The 15474-nt window shown below is 66.8% G+C and carries 7 protein-coding genes; all 7 read left to right on the top strand.

Annotated features, from left to right (window positions below):
- Window positions 1-8: 8 nt before the first annotated feature.
- The 7 genes from VL15_RS25945 to VL15_RS25915 all read left to right on the top strand — a co-directional run bounded on the left by VL15_RS25945 (window position 9) and on the right by VL15_RS25915 (window position 15205).
- The gene (locus tag VL15_RS25945) at window positions 9-8726 is read left to right on the top strand and encodes a choice-of-anchor Q domain-containing protein (protein ID WP_080970947.1); all 8718 of its coding nucleotides are present in this window, start codon (window positions 9-11) and stop codon (window positions 8724-8726) included.
- The gene (locus VL15_RS25940) at window positions 8723-9226 is read left to right on the top strand and encodes a hypothetical protein (protein ID WP_048249436.1); all 504 of its coding nucleotides are present in this window, start codon (window positions 8723-8725) and stop codon (window positions 9224-9226) included. Before VL15_RS25945 ends, VL15_RS25940 begins: the two co-directional genes overlap by 4 nt.
- Window positions 9227-9289: 63 nt before the next feature.
- Window positions 9290-10129 (top strand): hypothetical protein, encoded by an 840-nt coding sequence (locus VL15_RS25935; protein WP_048249435.1) that lies wholly within the window; start codon window positions 9290-9292, stop codon window positions 10127-10129.
- Window positions 10130-10134: 5 nt separating this feature from the next.
- Window positions 10135-10974 (top strand): hypothetical protein, encoded by an 840-nt coding sequence (locus VL15_RS25930; RefSeq protein WP_048249433.1) that lies wholly within the window; start codon window positions 10135-10137, stop codon window positions 10972-10974.
- Window positions 10971-12671, top strand: coding sequence for a c-type cytochrome (locus VL15_RS25925; protein WP_155420299.1), 1701 nt, complete (start codon window positions 10971-10973; stop codon window positions 12669-12671). Before VL15_RS25930 ends, VL15_RS25925 begins: the two co-directional genes overlap by 4 nt.
- Before the next feature lie 155 nt (window positions 12672-12826).
- Window positions 12827-14215: a hypothetical protein gene (locus tag VL15_RS25920; protein ID WP_053077704.1), complete on the top strand. Its 1389-nt coding sequence runs from the start codon at window positions 12827-12829 to the stop codon at window positions 14213-14215.
- Window positions 14216-14371: 156 nt separating this feature from the next.
- Entirely contained in the window at window positions 14372-15205 is an 834-nt protein-coding gene (locus tag VL15_RS25915) for a c-type cytochrome (protein WP_080970946.1), read from the top strand.
- Window positions 15206-15474 lie beyond the last annotated feature (269 nt).

The following is a 15474-nucleotide window of genomic DNA, read 5'->3' as shown; positions in this document are numbered from 1 at the left end:
GAAAGGCGATGAGATCCACCAAGCTCACGGCGACGCTCCTTGATCTGTTCAAGGTGGGGGTCGCGGCATCCATGTTGCTGACGGCAGGCGAAGCATGTTTCGCGCAATCGGTCGTCAATCTGACGGCGAAGGCGTCCACGGCGTTGATGCCGGACGGGCAGGCCGTGCCGATGTGGGGCTACAGCTGCACGCCGGCCGCCGTCGCGACGGTGCCGGCCGCGAATGCCACCTGCGCGGCGGCGAATCCGGCCGCCGGCGCGAACTGGTCGCCGGTGGTGATCACCGTGCCCGCAGGGCAGTTGCAGATCAACCTGACGAACAACCTGCCGGCGCCCGTACCGACCTCGCTCGTCGTCGTCGGCCAGTTGGGCGGCGGCCTGGGCGACAAGCCGACGACCACGCCGAGCCCGGCCCATCCGACGCAGACCGCCACGACCTGGCCGATCGTCACGGCGACCTCGACCGCGCCGATGGCATCGTTCGTGCCGCCCGCGCAAGGGCCGCGCGTCGAGTCGTTCGGAACCGAGGTGGCGTCGTCGACCGATCCGAAATCGCACACGACGCTCACCTGGGCGAATCTCAAGCCCGGCACCTATCTGCTCGAGTCGGGCACGCACCCGTCGATCCAGGGGCCGATGGGCCTCTACGGGGTGCTGGTGGTGAAGAGCCCGAGCGTCCCGAGTTCGACGTGCGCATCGACGAACCAGGCCTATCCGAACACGGCGTCCTGCTATGACGCCGACGTGCCACTCGTGATGGGCGAGATCGATCCGGTGCAGAATGCCGCGGTCGCCGCGGCCGTCGCGACCAAGGGCTTCAGCGAAACCGCCGCGTGGTCGGGGCAGCCCGGCGGATGCGGCGACTCGAAGTCGATCACGTTCGGCACCTGCTATCCGCCGGTGGTGAACTACGATCCGCGCTATTACATGATCAACGGCGTTGCCTTCGATCGCACCAACCCGAACGCGTCGGCCTTTCCGCCGAGCGCGACGGTGCCGGCGTCGACCGGGCAGGTGCTCGTGCGCCTGGTGAACGCCGGGTTGCGCATGCACGTTCCGGCCGTGGTCGGCGCGCAAACGGGCAATCCGTCCGTTCCCGGCTTCGCGCTGATCGCCGAGGACGGCAACGTGCTGCCCGGCGCCGCGCGCATCCAGAACGCCGTGTTCATGGCGGCCGGCAAGACCTACGACGTGATGGTGAACGCGCCGGCCGCGGGTGCAATGCCGGTGTACGACCGCGAGTTGAGCCTGTCGACCAACAATCAGCGCGATGGCGGGATGCAAGGCTACATCGCGGTCAACAACGCCCAACCGTCGGCGACCGCCGGCATCGGCGAAACGCCGACCGCCGCGGGCGCGAACTACTACTTCGTGCCGGGCACGACGCTCACCGTGTCGGATCCGGCCAAGGGCGTGATCGCGAACGACTCCGGCGTGTACGGCGTGAAGGTCCAGACGCCGCCCGCGAGCGGCACGCTCACGCTGAACTCGGACGGCACGTTCACGTACCTGTCGAGCAGCGCGACGAACGACAGTTTCGTCTATCAGTCGACCAACGGCACGCCGCCGGTGACGGCGAAGGTGACGTTGACCGCCTGCACCACGAGCAACAAGTGCCTGTCGGTCCCCACCGCGGGCAATGCGAGTTTCGCGAGCAACATCGCGTCGCAGATTCAGGTCGGCGCGCCCGGCGTGCTCGCCAGCGCGAGCGATCCGGCCGGGTTGCCGCTCACCGCGCAAATCGTCGCGTCGAGCGCGACGAACGGCACCGTGACGCTGAATCCGGACGGATCGTTTACCGCGGTGCCGACGACGGCGCCGCTGGCCGGCAACGGCGCGGCCGCGCAGACGATGACGTTCCAGTACAAGGTCACCAATACGCAGAGCCAGACGAGCGCGAATGCAGGGACGGTGACCGTGACCTTCAATCCCGGCAGCGGGCTGGTCGTGAACGTGATGGATGCGCCGAGCATGGCGCCGGATGCGACCGCGCCGAACAAGGCGGTCAAGCTCACCGACTATCGCTGGATCATCGAGGAAGACCGCACGATGCAGATCGATACGGCCTGCCAGGTGAATTCGACGACGGCGCGGCCGGCGAACTGCCCGCCGCTGCCGGTCCCGAGTCTCGGCACGAACTTCCACACGAGCTATATGCCGGTGGTGGCGGCGGGCTGCGTCGGCACCGTGGCATGCGAATCCGGGCAGACCGTGTACGACCCGGTGTCCAACACGCACCTGGCGACCGTGTGCGACGTCGGTAACGGCGTGTGCCGCACCGGCCCGAGTGTCTCGCAACAGGCGCCCGTCGATCCGAAGTACGTGGCGCTCGACCCGACCAAGCATTACTACATCTCGATCCTGCCCGGCGATGCCGGCAACACGTTCACGAACGGCGGCGGCGTGCCGCCGAACACCACGCGGCCGTTCAGCATCGCGCTCGACTGCCCGTCGGGTCCGAGCGGCGCGGATTTCGCGCCGGGCACCGGCAAGTGCGGCCACAGCATGGGCGGCGCGCCGATTTCGCCCGCGCAGGTCGCCGCCGCGAAGGCGGGGCAGACTGCCGCCGGACAGGCCGGGCAGCTCAACGTGCTGCTGACGGAAACGCCGTACCAGACCGCGAAGCTGTCGGTGTTCGTGTTCGAGGACGATGCGCCGCTGAACGGCGAAGTGGATGTCAGCGGCGGGTCCGACGGATTCGGCACCGCGCGCGAGCCGGGCCTCGGCGGATTCGAGGTCAAGCTCTGGGACGATGCCGGCGGCACCGGCGACCCGACCGGGCAGATGACCTACGACATGTTCAACATGCCGCTGTCGAATTCGCTGCAGGGCACCATCGACCCGATTTCCGGGCTCAATGCGTGCCCGATCTCGACGGCGACCGACGGCCTGGTCGGCATGATTCCGACCTGCCCGAAATACGAATCGGACGGCAAGACGCTGTCGCCGCTCGTTGGCCAGGCCGTCATCGCCAACCTGATGCCGGGCCGCTACGGCGTGGTCGCGACGCCGGCGGCCGACCGGATCGGCCGCGGCGAGGAATGGCTGCAGACCAACACGCTCGACGGACAGAAGGCGCACGACGCGTTCGTCAAGGTCGGCGGGCCCGCGTACTTCCAGGAGTTCGGGCCGGCCGGCTATCACGTGTCGATCGGCTTCGCGAATCCGAAGATCATCAACGCGCGCAGAACCAACGCGACCAAGACCGGGCTGTGCGACACCGGCGCGTGCCCGAACACGATCACGGGCCGCGTGACGAACCTGCATTACGGTCGCCCGCCGAACGAGAACCTGTACAGCAGCGGGTCGCACGATTCGCTGGCATTCTCGCAATGCTATGTGAGCGTCGGCGATCCTGACGGCGAGGATTACGGCTTCACGAAATGCGACAACCAGGGCCGGTTCACGATCAGCGGTTTGCCGAACGGCACGACGCGCATCACCGTGTTCGATCAATGGAACGACCAGATCGTCGACGGGCTGGCCAAGGCGGTCCAGCTGCCCGCGGCCAACGGGAGCACGACGGTCGACATCGGCGACCTGTCGGTGCTGCAGTGGCAGACGAACCTCTATACGCGGACCTTCATCGACCTGCACGGCGACGGCATCTCGCATCCGGACGACCCCGGCATCGCGCTGGCGTCGGTCAACATGCGGTTCCGCGACGGCAGCTACTCGAACTTCAATTCGACCGACGCCAACGGCTATGCGCCGTTCAACGAGATCTTCCCGCTGTTCAACTGGTATGTGGTCGACGACGACCAGACGCGCTACAAATCGTCCGGCACGCACGTGGTGTATGACGCGGGCGGCCCGGTCGATCGCACCGGCGTGCCCGGCAGCGGGAACTCGACGATCGCCGCGAACTTCGCGAACACGGTCGAAACCGTGCCGCTGCCGTCGAACCTGCAGGTGCCGGGCGCCCGGTATTGCGCGGACGCGGACTGCGCGTCGACCGGCACCGGCTCGACCGGGCGGGTCGATCCGCCCTGGGTGAACTCGGAGGCGTGGCAGGGCTTCTCCGGCCAGAACTCGTTCATCGAGTACGCCAAGACGCCGTTCGGGAAGGGCGAGAACGGCGGGATACGCGGCGAGGTGATCTATGCATCGACGCGGCCGTTCGACGATCCGACGCTGCTGATCCACACGAAGTGGACCCCCAACGTGCCGAACGTCACGGTGAACCTGTACCAGGAAGGCACGGCGACGGACGGCACCACCAACCTGACGCTGGTCGATACGACCAAGACGGCGAGCTGGGACGACTGGGCGCAGGGCTTCCGCGCGGACGGCGTGACGCCGAACATGAACTGCCCGGGCCAGGATCCGAGCGACCCGTTCTACTTCACGCTGAAGAACAGCACCAACTGGCTCGATCAGCAACATCGCCAGCTGCCCGCGAACGCGCAGTACAAGTGCTACGACGGCATGCATGTGTTCAACCAGATCCAGCCGGCGCCGTATGACGGGATGTACAAGTTCCCGAGCGTGACGGCGACGGATGCGAGCGGCAAGCCGGTCGCGTCGAACTGCACGGTCTGCGTCGGGAAAAACCCCGTCGACGGCACGCCGATGCTGCCTGCCGGCAAGTACGTGGTCGAGATCATCGTGCCGCCGGGCTACGAACTGGTGAAGGAGGAAGACAAGAACATCCTGATCGGCGACAACTACATCGCACCGGTGACGCAGCAGTTCGGCGGGATCGGCGCGGTCTTCATCCTGCCCGACCAAGCCGCGGTGAACTCGACGTACAACCGGAACAACCCGCAGAACATGACCACGAACCTCGGTTCGACGCCGCATGCCGAAGGCGACACCGGCAGCGTCGAGCGGTTCTGGCCGTGCGTCGGCGAGTTGCGCATCGTGCCGGACTACATGAGCCTGTTCCCGGGATCGAAGGAAGTCGCGCCGTTCGCGGGTGCTTCCCGGCATCTGTGCGACCGCAAGGAGGTGATGCTCACCGATGAGGAATCGGTGCTCGCGAAGTTCTGGATCTTCAGTTCGACGCATGTCAGTGCGCACTACACGGGCTTCATGCTCGACGACTTCTCGTCGGAGTTCGATCCGTATTCGCCGCAGTTCGGCGAAAAGTTCGCGGTGCCGAACGTGCCGATCTCGTTCAAGGATTTCTCCGGCAACGAAATCTCGCGCACCTACTCGGATCAATGGGGCATCTACAACGGACTGACGTTCTCGACCTGGGAAGTGAACCCCCCGAACCCGACCGGTTATGCACCGACGATGATGGTCGCGTGCATGAACGATCCGGGCCCGATCCCCGATCCGCTGCACCCCGGCAAGACGATGTCGGACCCGCTGTACAACCCGGCATACAGCCAGTTCTGTTACGAGATTCCGTTCATGCCCGGACAGACGCAGTACATGGATACGCCGGTGGTGCCGGTGCAGTCCTTCGCCGACGGCTACAACCAGCCCGACTGCGCGTATCCGGATGCGACGCCGGCGGTCTCGAGCGTGACCGGCGACACGATCGGCGCCGGTGCGGGCCCGTGGGTCAGCGCACCCGGCAAGCAGTTGACGATCAACGCGCTGGGCGACCAGCAGGTGCCGAATCATGCGTACACGGGACCGAACCAGAGCACGGCGCCGTTCAACCAGAAGTTCATTACGCGCCACTACGGCTTCGGCGGTACGCAGGGCACCGGCACGGTCACGATCGCGGGCGTCAATGCGACGGTCGTGTCGTGGAGCGACTCGAAGATCGTCGTTCTCGCGCCCGACCTGAGCCTTCCGTCGCTTCCGTCGCTGACGGTGCCGTCGACCTGCACGATCCAGCAGATGGGCGCGGCCGCGACGCAGTGCGGCGAGCTCGTGATCACGGCCGGCAACGGCAAGCGGTCGATCGATGCGATCACGGTGACGATCGGCGGCAAGGCGCCGACCTACGTGAGCGGCGAGAACGGCGCGAGCAATGCGCTGCAGACCGCGATCAACAATGCGAGCGCGGGCGACATGATCGTCGTCGGCCCGGGCACGTACAACGAGATGCTGGTGATGTGGAAGCCGGTGCGGCTGCAAGGCGTCGGTGCCGCGTCGGTGACGGTCAATGCGAACACGCATCCGTCCGGCAAGCTCGATCCGTGGCGCAGGCTGATCGCGTGCCTGTTCGGCACGTCGCTGGACGGCGGGACGATTTCGGCCGCGTACGACCCGACGAAGCCGATTTCGCCGACCAACAACCCGTACGATCCGTCGGGCACCTATCAATGCTCGACGCAGATGCAGGGGCACGTGGATCCGATCCCGTTCGAGCCGACGGTCGGTTGGGACAGCTCGCAAAACGGCAATCTCGGCGAGCTGCTGATGGAGCCGTCGCTGATGGGCGCGTATGAAGGCGCGGGCATCACGGTGCTGGCCAAGGGCGTGCAGACGAGCGCGAACTGCAGCGCGAACGGCGTCTGCACGCTGCTCACGAAGCACGATTGCACGACGGACCCGAACAACCCGAACTACAGCAACTTCATGTGCAATCCGTCGCGCATCGACGGGATCACGTTCACCAACAGCTCGCAGGGCGGCGGCGGGATCTTCCTGCACGGCTGGAACCACTATACGGAGGTATCGAACAACCGCGTGACCGGCAATGCCGGCACGCTGTCGGGCGGCATCACGGTCGGCCAGGTGGAAGTGCCGGACGGCACCATCGCCGCGGACGGCGTGACGCAGTTGCCGTTCATGTACAACACGTTCGTCAACGTCCACCACAACGCCGTCACAGGAAACGCGTCGTATGGCGACGAGATCAACTCGACCACGCCATCGGCGGCCGGCGGCGTGACCCTGTGCTCGGGCGCCGACTACTACCGCTTCAACTACAACTGGGTCTGCGGCAACATCAGCGGCGGTGACGGCGGCGGCGTGGCGCACTTCGGGTTCAGCTACAACGGCGACCTGTCGCACAACGTGGTGTTGTTCAACCAGAGCAACAACCCGACGTTGCCGACGTATGGCGGAGGGATCATCGCGCAGGGCGTGCCGCCCGACGGCACGTTCTGCGAGAACTCGACCATCGACGTCGATTGCGCGCCGCAGCTGTCCGACGGCATTGGCCCGAATCTCGTGATCGACGGCAACCTGATCATGGGCAATACGGCGGAAAGCGGGAAGGGCGGCGGCCTGCGGCTGCAGAACGTCAACGGCACGGACGTGCAACGCAGCCTCGGCAACCCGAACAACTGGTACCAGGTGCGCGTGATCAACAACATCATCGCGAACAACGTGGCCGGCTGGTCGGGCGGCGGCGTGTCGCTGCAGGATGCGGTGCGCGTGAACTTCATCAACAACACGGTGATCTCGAACGATGCGACGGCGTCGGCGGGCGTGCTCTTCAATACGCCGGCCGCGTCGCAGTCGAACGTGCCGCCGCCGGGATGCACGAGCAGCCCGAACAGCGCGGACTCGACGTGCACGAGCTTCATCGAGGCGTCGACGCAGCAGCCGGCCGGGCTGGAGACGGCGGGTCATACGCAGAACCTGATGGCCGCGTTCGTCCCGCCTGCGGGTTTCACGGGGCAGGTCACCTGTCCCGCGAATTCGCCGAACTGCATGAAGTTCTCGAACCCGGTGCTGGCCAACAACGTGTTCTGGCAAAACCGCTCGTTCTACATCTCGGTGAGTTCGCAGCCGAACCCGAACATACCGGGGGTGCAGAACGCGGTCACGCTGAACCCGATCCTGAACCAGAAGGGGCTGTCGACAGGCACCTGCGTGACGGGCGGCACGACCCCGCCGTTCTATTGGGACATCGGCGCGTACGGCGACACCGGGCCGGCCAATCACCAGTCCGGGCTGACCATGAACCCGCAGTATTCGATCATGACCAGCACGGCGGGTTACGGCGCGACCAACAAGGCGGCGAACCCGCAGACGGTGGGCCAGTACTGCAACGGTTCGCGGGTGCCGCCGGAAGCCGGCGGAAACGGCTTTGCCGTGCCGCCCGGGATTGCCGACGCGGTGATGCCGAACCCGCTGTTCGGCCTGATGCCGACGGCCACGCCCGATGAAGGCAACCAGTGGATCAACATGTCGTACGGGCCGCTGTCGCTGTTCAACGAGGCGCTCACGCAGGGCAGCACGGGTTACAACGTGATGATGGGCAACTACTCGATCAAGGGCACGTCGCCGGCGATCGGGGCGGCCACGGCATCCGGCGCGCCGAATCACGACATCTTCGGCACGCCGCGGCCGCAAGCCAACGGCTACGACATCGGCGCTGTCGAGTACGTGACGCCCGGCCTGCTCGGCGGCCTGCTCGGTGGCGGCACCCCGATCGATCCGCTGGCGCTGGGCAGCCAGCCGACCGGCCTGGCCGCTCTTGTCCCGAGGGGCATCGGCGGAATCCCGGGTGTTGGCGGAATTCCGGGCGTCGGCGGAATCCCGGGCGTCGGCGGAATTCCGGGCCTGTTCAACGGCGGCGTGCCGCTGCCGCCGATCCTCGCCCCGGCACTGCGGCGGCCGCTGGCAGGCGCGCTGCGGCTGGCTCCGCCGGCGCGGCCGCTGCCGGCAGGCGCATTGACGCAGTCTCCGGCGCTGGCGCGGCCGCCGTCAGGCGTGCTGTTGCAGAACCCGGCTCAGACGCCGCTGCGTGCCCGCACGCAGACACCTGGCCAAACGCCTGCGCAAACGCGCGCGCTGCCGCCCGTGCGGCTCCCGGTGCCGACCCCGGCACCGGCGGCGCCCGCGCCGCTCGCGGGAGCGCTGCAATGAAGCCGGCGGCCTTCCGTGCGGCATCGATGCTGCTGCTCGCGTGCGGCGCCTGCCTCGCCGCGGTCCGGCCTCAGCCGGCCGCGGCCGGGCAGGATGCGCCGGCCGAGCCGGCGGCCCGCCGGCACTCGCCTTACCTGCCGGTGAGCCTGCCGCGGCAGGCGAAGGCCTATTACCAGATGGCGAAGGGCATCGACGACCTGCACGTGCGCAGCACCGCGTCGGGCAACCTGATCCGCTTCAGCTACCGCGTGACCGATCCGGAGAAGGCGCGGCTGCTCGGCGACACGAAAGCGACGGTCTATCTGTACGGCGAAACGAGCCACGCGTTGCTCGTGATTCCGGTGATGGACCAGATCGGCGCGCTGCGGCAGACCGGTCAGCTGGAGACCGGACACGAATACTGGATGGTGTTTTCGAACAAGGGAGGGCCGATCAAGCGCGGTGAACGGGTCAGCATCCTGATCGATTCGCTGCATGTCGACGGGCTGGTGGTCGAGTAATCACAACCATGCGCATGCCGCCGCGCATCGACAACAGGCGGCCTGCATGCGGGGAGAGCAGTCATGAACCGGTTTCTTTTCAAGTCGATTTCGGCGGCGTGCGCCGCCGGCTTTTTGACTTGCGGCCAGGTCGCATCCGCGGCCTCGGCGGCGGGGAATGCGCAGGCGGCGTCGGCGTCGCATATGGACGCGGCGCAGATCGCCGAGCGCAATATCGCGGCCCGTGGCGGGCTGCAGGCGTGGCGGGCGGTGTCGTCGATCAGGATGACGGGGCAGCTCGACGCGGGCGGCAAGAAGAACGTCAGGCTGCCGTTCACGCTGACGTTGAAGCGCCCGCACAAGAGCCGGCTCGAAATCCAGTTCGAGCAGCAAACCGCGCTGCAGGTGTACGACGGCTCGCAGGGCTGGCTGGTCAGGCCGTACCTCGGCCGCAACGACGTCGAGCCGTATACGCCGGCGCAACTCAAGTCCGCCGCGTCATCCGCCGAACTCGACGGTCCGCTGATCGACTACGCGAACAAGGGCACCACGATCCAGGCGCTTGGCACGGAGCAGGTGGAAGGGCATCGCGCGTATGTGCTGAAGCTGACGTCGAAGGATGGCGCGTCGCGGCGCCTGTGGGTCGACGCGTCGAGCTTTCTCGAACTGAAGATCGATGGAGAGCCGCGCGTGCTGGACGGCAAGACGCACGGCGTCACGGTTTTCTATCGCGATTACAGGAAGGAGAACGGTCTGGTCATGCCGCACACGCTCGAGACTGTCGTGAGCGGCGTCAAGGAGACGCACCGGATCACGATCGAGCATGTCGCGCTCAACGAGACGGCCGACGACACGATGTTCGGCAAGCCGCCGCTCACCTTCGCGAAGGCGCCGAGTCACCCGGCCGAGATCCGGACGAGGTGACAACCATGGGACGGATCGGATCGTGGGTGCTCGCCGGCTGCGCGATGGCGGCCTTGTGCGGGTGCGAGCAATTGCCGGGGCAGGGCCTCGGCGTGGACCAGATCGTCGAGAAGAATATCGCGGCGAGAGGCGGGCTCGACGCGTGGCGCAAGGTCCAGACGATGGTCTGGTCGGGCCATGTGGACAGCCCGAACGCGCCCGTGCGCGACATGCCGTTCATCCTCGCGATGAAGCGGCCGAACAAGACGCGCTTCGAGATCACCGTGATGAACCAGAAGGCCGTGCGCGTGTTCGACGGTCGCGAAGGCTGGAAGCAGGCCGCGAGCGGCAGCGCCGGCCTGCGGCCGTACACGCCGGGCGAGCTGATGTCCGCGCGCGACGAGCAGGTGATCGACGGTCCGCTGATCGACCACGATGCGAAGGGCATCGGCGTGACGCTGGACGGCGTCGACCCGATCGGCGGGCACGATGCGTACCGCCTTGCGGTGAAGTTGCCGTCCGGCGCGGTACGGCATGTGTGGATCGACGGGCGGACGTTCCTGGACGTGAAGGCCGACCGCCAGGTGCGCGGACCGAGCGGCCCGCTCACGGTGGAGGTGAACTACGGCAACTTCAAGCGCATCGACGGCCTGCAGATCCCGCTCAGGATCGAGAGCGGAACGGCGGCCTCGCCGACCAAGGACACGCTGATCATCGACAAGGTGTCGGTGAATCCGCCGCTCGACGATGCGCTGTTCGCCCGGCCCGCATCGCCGGTCGGACGCCGTCCGGCGTCGATCGATGCGCACGTGTCGCAGGCGCCACCGGTACCGCCGGGCGCCGGCTGGCCGACGGCACGGCCATGAACGGCATCCGGGGGCGATTGCGCGCCCTCGCGGCGGCGTGCCCGCCGGCCTCGCGCGGGCGGTTGGCGCGATGGGTGTTGCTGGCCGCGTTGTGCGCAAGCGCGGGCCATGCGCTCGCCGACGACGCAGCGGCGCCCGTCGTGCCGGCGGATGCCGGAGAAGCGATCTTCCAGCGCGGCATCCTCGGTTCGGGCGCACCGCTCGAAGCCGTGCATCAGGACGGCGTGCGCCTGCAAGGCGCCGCCGCCGCCTGCGTCAATTGCCATCGGCGCAGCGGGCTGGGCTCGAAGGAGGGCAACAACACCATCCCGCCGGTCACGTGGCGCTATCTGGTGCATCCACGCGAGCAGACCGCCGAGGATCTCGACATCCCGTACGTGCCCGGCATGCGCACCGACCGCGAACCTTACACGGAAGAGCGTCTCGCGCGCGCCTTGCGCGACGGGGTCGACCCGGAAGGCAGGCCGCTCGGCAGGCTGATGCCGCAATACGCGCTCGGCGATGCCGACATGGCCGCGCTGACCGGCTATCTGAAGCGTCTCGATCGCCGCACGCCGTCGGGCGTCACGGACACGGTGCTGCATTTCGCGACGATCGTCACGCCGGACGCGGACCCGGTGAAGCGGGCGGGCATGCTCGACGTCCTGCAGCACTACTTCGCGGACAAGAACACGTTTCCGTTCGGCACGACGCCACCGCTGCGTTCCACGCGAAGAATGATGTTCATGGTCAATCGCCACTGGGAACTGCATGTGTGGGAACTGAAGGGTCCGCCGGACACGTGGCGTACGCAATTGACGCAGTTTCTCGCCCGGCAGCCGGTGCTGGCCGTGGTGTCGGGGCTCGGCGGCAGAAACTGGGCGCCGGTCCACGACTTCTGCGAGGCGGAGGCCGTGCCCTGCCTGTTTCCGAACGTCGAGGTGCCGGTCGAAACCGACCACGATTTTTATTCCGTGTACTTCTCGCGCGGCGTGCTGCTCGAGTCGGACCTGATCGCGAAGCGCATCCTGGACGAAGCCGGTGCGCGGCCGCCGCCGCAAGCGGTGAAGACGGTCTGGCAGGTCTATCGCAGCGGCGACAACGGCGAGCGCGGCGCACGCGCGCTGGCTGCCGCGCTGAAGGCGCACGGCATCGCCGTGTCGAATCGCGCGCTTGGATCCGGTGACAGCGTCGCGCGCGCCTTGCGCCGGCTGCCGCGCGACGACGTGCTCGTGCTGTGGCTGCGGCCGCCGGACCTCGCGGCGCTCGCTCACGTGCCGCCCGCGTCGGACACGGTATTCATGTCGGGGCTGCTCGGCGGGCTCGACAATACGCCGCTGCCGACGAGCTGGCGTGGCGTGACGCGCATCGCCTATCCATTCGACCTGCCCGAAGGGCGGCGCGTGCGCGTCGACTATGCGTTCGGCTGGTTCTCGATCCGGCAGATTCCGATGGTCGCGCCGCAGGTGCAGGCGGACACGTATCTCGCATGCGGCCTGCTCGCCGAGACGCTCAGCCATCTGGTCGATGCGTTCGTGCGCGAGTATCTCGTCGAGCGCATCCAGGACATGCTCGAGCGCCGCATCCTGACCGGCTACTACCCGCGCCTGACGCTCGCGCCCGGGCAGCGCTTCGCGTCGAAGGGCGGCTATATCGTCCGCTTCGCCGGGCCGGATCGCCTGAAACTCTCCGCCGACGGGGGCTGGATCGTCCCCTGAGCGGCCGCGCGCGCCGAGATGGAGTAGGGATCAGACCGCGTAAGGAGGGAGTCGCCCCATGTCTGTTTTCATGGGCGCTTCGCACAATGAAGGCATCGTCCGACGTGCGCATGTCGCGTCGGAACGTGGCGACACACGGCATGGGGGAAACAGCCATGACAACGTTCCTAGTCGGCCATCGCGCACGCCCTCGCTGGAGGCGTGGCGGCTGGATGGCCGTGCTCGCGATGCTCGCGTTGCTGCAGGTGTCGGCCGCGCGCGCGCTGCCGATCTTCGCGCGCCAGACCGGGCAGAGCTGCGTCGCGTGTCATGCCGGCGGACAGTTTCCGGAGCTCACGCCGTATGGACGCATGTTCAAGCTGAACGGCTATACGTTCGGCGAGCGCACGATCCCGATCGCCGCGATGGCCATCGGCGACCTGAGCACGACGCGCGGCAACACCGACTCCAGCGGCAACAAGATCAATCCGAAGAACGGGCTGCCGATCTTCGATTTCGCGAGCGTGTTCCTTGCCGGCAAGATTACCGACAAGATCGGCGGTTTTGCTCAGTTTACCTACATAAACTACGATCACCAGGACGGTGACGGAAAATGGAAAGGCCACTGGACGTCGGACAACACCGACTTCCGCTTCGTCGACCGGATCATCTCCAGCGCGAACGACCTGATCCTCGGCCTGACGGTGCACAACAATCCGACCGTGCAGGACGTCTTCAACACCGCGCCGGCCTGGGGCTACCCGTACATTTCGTCGACGATCAGCCCGGCCGCCAAAATCCCGAACCTGCCGCTCCTCGAAGGCGGGAGCCTCGCGACGCAGGCTGTCGGCACAGGCGCCTACCTGTACTGGAACAAGCTGGTGTACGCCGAGCTGACCGCATACAGCACGGCCGACGGCATCTGGTCGTTCCTGAGCCACGGGAACAAGCCGGGGGATCCCGTCCATCCGCAGATCTATCTGCGCGGCTACAACCCGTATGCACGCATCGCGCTGACGCACGACTGGGGACCGCATAGCCTGATGGTCGGCGCGTTTGGCTTCAGTGCCGAAATTTATCCTAACGACCCGAACAATTTCCCGATCTTCGGCACCGGTGTCACGCGTTATCGCGACTACGGTTTCGACGCGCAGTACCAGTACCTGCTGGAGCCGCACACGATTACCGCGCAGGCGCGCTACGTGCGGGAGAACATCCACGATCCGAACAACTTCGTGCTGGGAGACGGTACGTCGGCGAATCTCAACTCGCTGCGGCTCAAGGCGTCGTACATCTACCAGAACACGTACGGCGTGAGCCTGTCGTTCTTCAATACGACCGGCACGCCGGACAGCGCGATGTATTCAGGCAGCGCGAACTTTCATCCGAACACGCAGGGCTGGACCCCGGAAATCTTCTGGATACCGGTTCAGTACGTGCGCGTCGGCCTGCAATACACGCACTTCACCCGATTCCTCGGCGCGGCGACCAACTATGACGGAAGCGGGCGCAATGCGAGGGACAACGACACGCTGTTTCTCTATCTATGGGTCGCATCGTTCTGACATCACGTCCGGCGTTTCCCGCACACCGGACCGACCGAAGCACGCGCGGCGAGCGGGTGTCGCGCATCTCGCATCGCGTCGCGATGCGGGCACGTATCCCTGTCGAACGGAATCGATTCGGCAGGCGAAGGAAGTTGCGGCAAGGAGGTGTCTGACATGAACAAGGTGGCCCATATCGTCTCGCTCGCGATGGTGCTGGCCGGGGCGGGTTGCCACGACCTGGAGCGGTCGCGGCAGGTCGACGACCCGGCGGTGCCGGGCAAGACCATCGCGCTGCAGGTGTGTTCGAACTGCCATGGCGCGACCGGCGTGTCCGTGTCGCCGATGTTTCCGAAGCTGGCCGGACAGCGCAAGGAGTACCTCGTCGATCAGTTGACCGACTTCAAAAGCCACGCGCGTGCCGATCCGAACGCGAAGCGGTACATGTGGGGCTTCACGCATCTGACCGACAAGCAGATCGACGAGCTTGCCGACTATTTTTCGGGCCAGGGGGTGGTGCCGGGCGAAGCCGGCGATCGCACGCTGCTCGACGCGGGCAAGGCGATCTTCGTGGGGGGCCTGCCGGACAAGGGCGTTGCGGCCTGTATCGGGTGTCATGGCCAGCATGGCGAGGGCATGAGCCGGTTCCCCCGTCTCGCCGGTCAGCATGCGGACTACGTGGTGAAGCAGCTCACGATTTTCCGGGAAACCGAGACACGGCCACGCGGCGCGATCATGAAGTCGGTCTGCGCGAACATGACGGAGCAGGACATGCGCGCCGTCGCGGCCTATGTCGAGGCATTTCCGCCGGAAGCCGGCGTACCGGCGAGCCCGTCGGTAGCCGGTGCATCGGCGAGCCCGGCGGAAGGCGGTGCATTGGCAAAACCGGCGGAAGGCGGTGCATTGGCGAGCCCGCCGGAAGTCGGCGCATCCGCGAACCCGCCGGAAACCGGCTTATCGGCGAACCCGCCGGAAACCGGTACATCGGCGGGCCTGCCGGCCGAACAATGAGCAAGCGCCGCCGAATCGGCATCGCATGCGGCACGTGCCGCGCGGCGGGCAGGCAACCGGCGCCGGCAGTGATCATTTAGGTGTCTCGTCTTCCCCGGGACGGGGCGCCTCTTTTTCTTCCAACCCTGCACGGGTCCGTTCAGGTGAATACCATGAAAGCGATGCAATCCTCTCGCGGCGGTGCGGCGCCGGTCGCCAGGCTGCCGCGACAACACGCGTCCGCCGCGGTTCGTGCTTGCGAGCCGGGCGACGACCGTCCGTTCCTCGCG

Origin of the sequence: Burkholderia cepacia (assembly GCF_001039005.1) — a bacterium.
GTDB classification, from domain to species: domain Bacteria; phylum Pseudomonadota; class Gammaproteobacteria; order Burkholderiales; family Burkholderiaceae; genus Burkholderia; species Burkholderia theae.
Note: the sequence above shows the minus strand (reverse complement) of the source record. Positions and strands in the feature narration are given on the sequence as shown.

Coding starts and splice junctions, on each gene's coding strand:
- VL15_RS25940 (WP_048249436.1), top strand. CDS start 8,723: ATGAAGCCGGCGGCCTTCCGTGCGGCATCGATGCTGCTGCTCGCGTGC.
- VL15_RS25915 (WP_080970946.1), top strand. CDS start 14,372: ATGAACAAGGTGGCCCATATCGTCTCGCTCGCGATGGTGCTGGCCGGG.
- VL15_RS25945 (WP_080970947.1), top strand. CDS start 9: ATGAGATCCACCAAGCTCACGGCGACGCTCCTTGATCTGTTCAAGGTG.
- VL15_RS25925 (WP_155420299.1), top strand. CDS start 10,971: ATGAACGGCATCCGGGGGCGATTGCGCGCCCTCGCGGCGGCGTGCCCG.
- VL15_RS25935 (WP_048249435.1), top strand. CDS start 9,290: ATGAACCGGTTTCTTTTCAAGTCGATTTCGGCGGCGTGCGCCGCCGGC.
- VL15_RS25920 (WP_053077704.1), top strand. CDS start 12,827: ATGACAACGTTCCTAGTCGGCCATCGCGCACGCCCTCGCTGGAGGCGT.
- VL15_RS25930 (WP_048249433.1), top strand. CDS start 10,135: ATGGGACGGATCGGATCGTGGGTGCTCGCCGGCTGCGCGATGGCGGCC.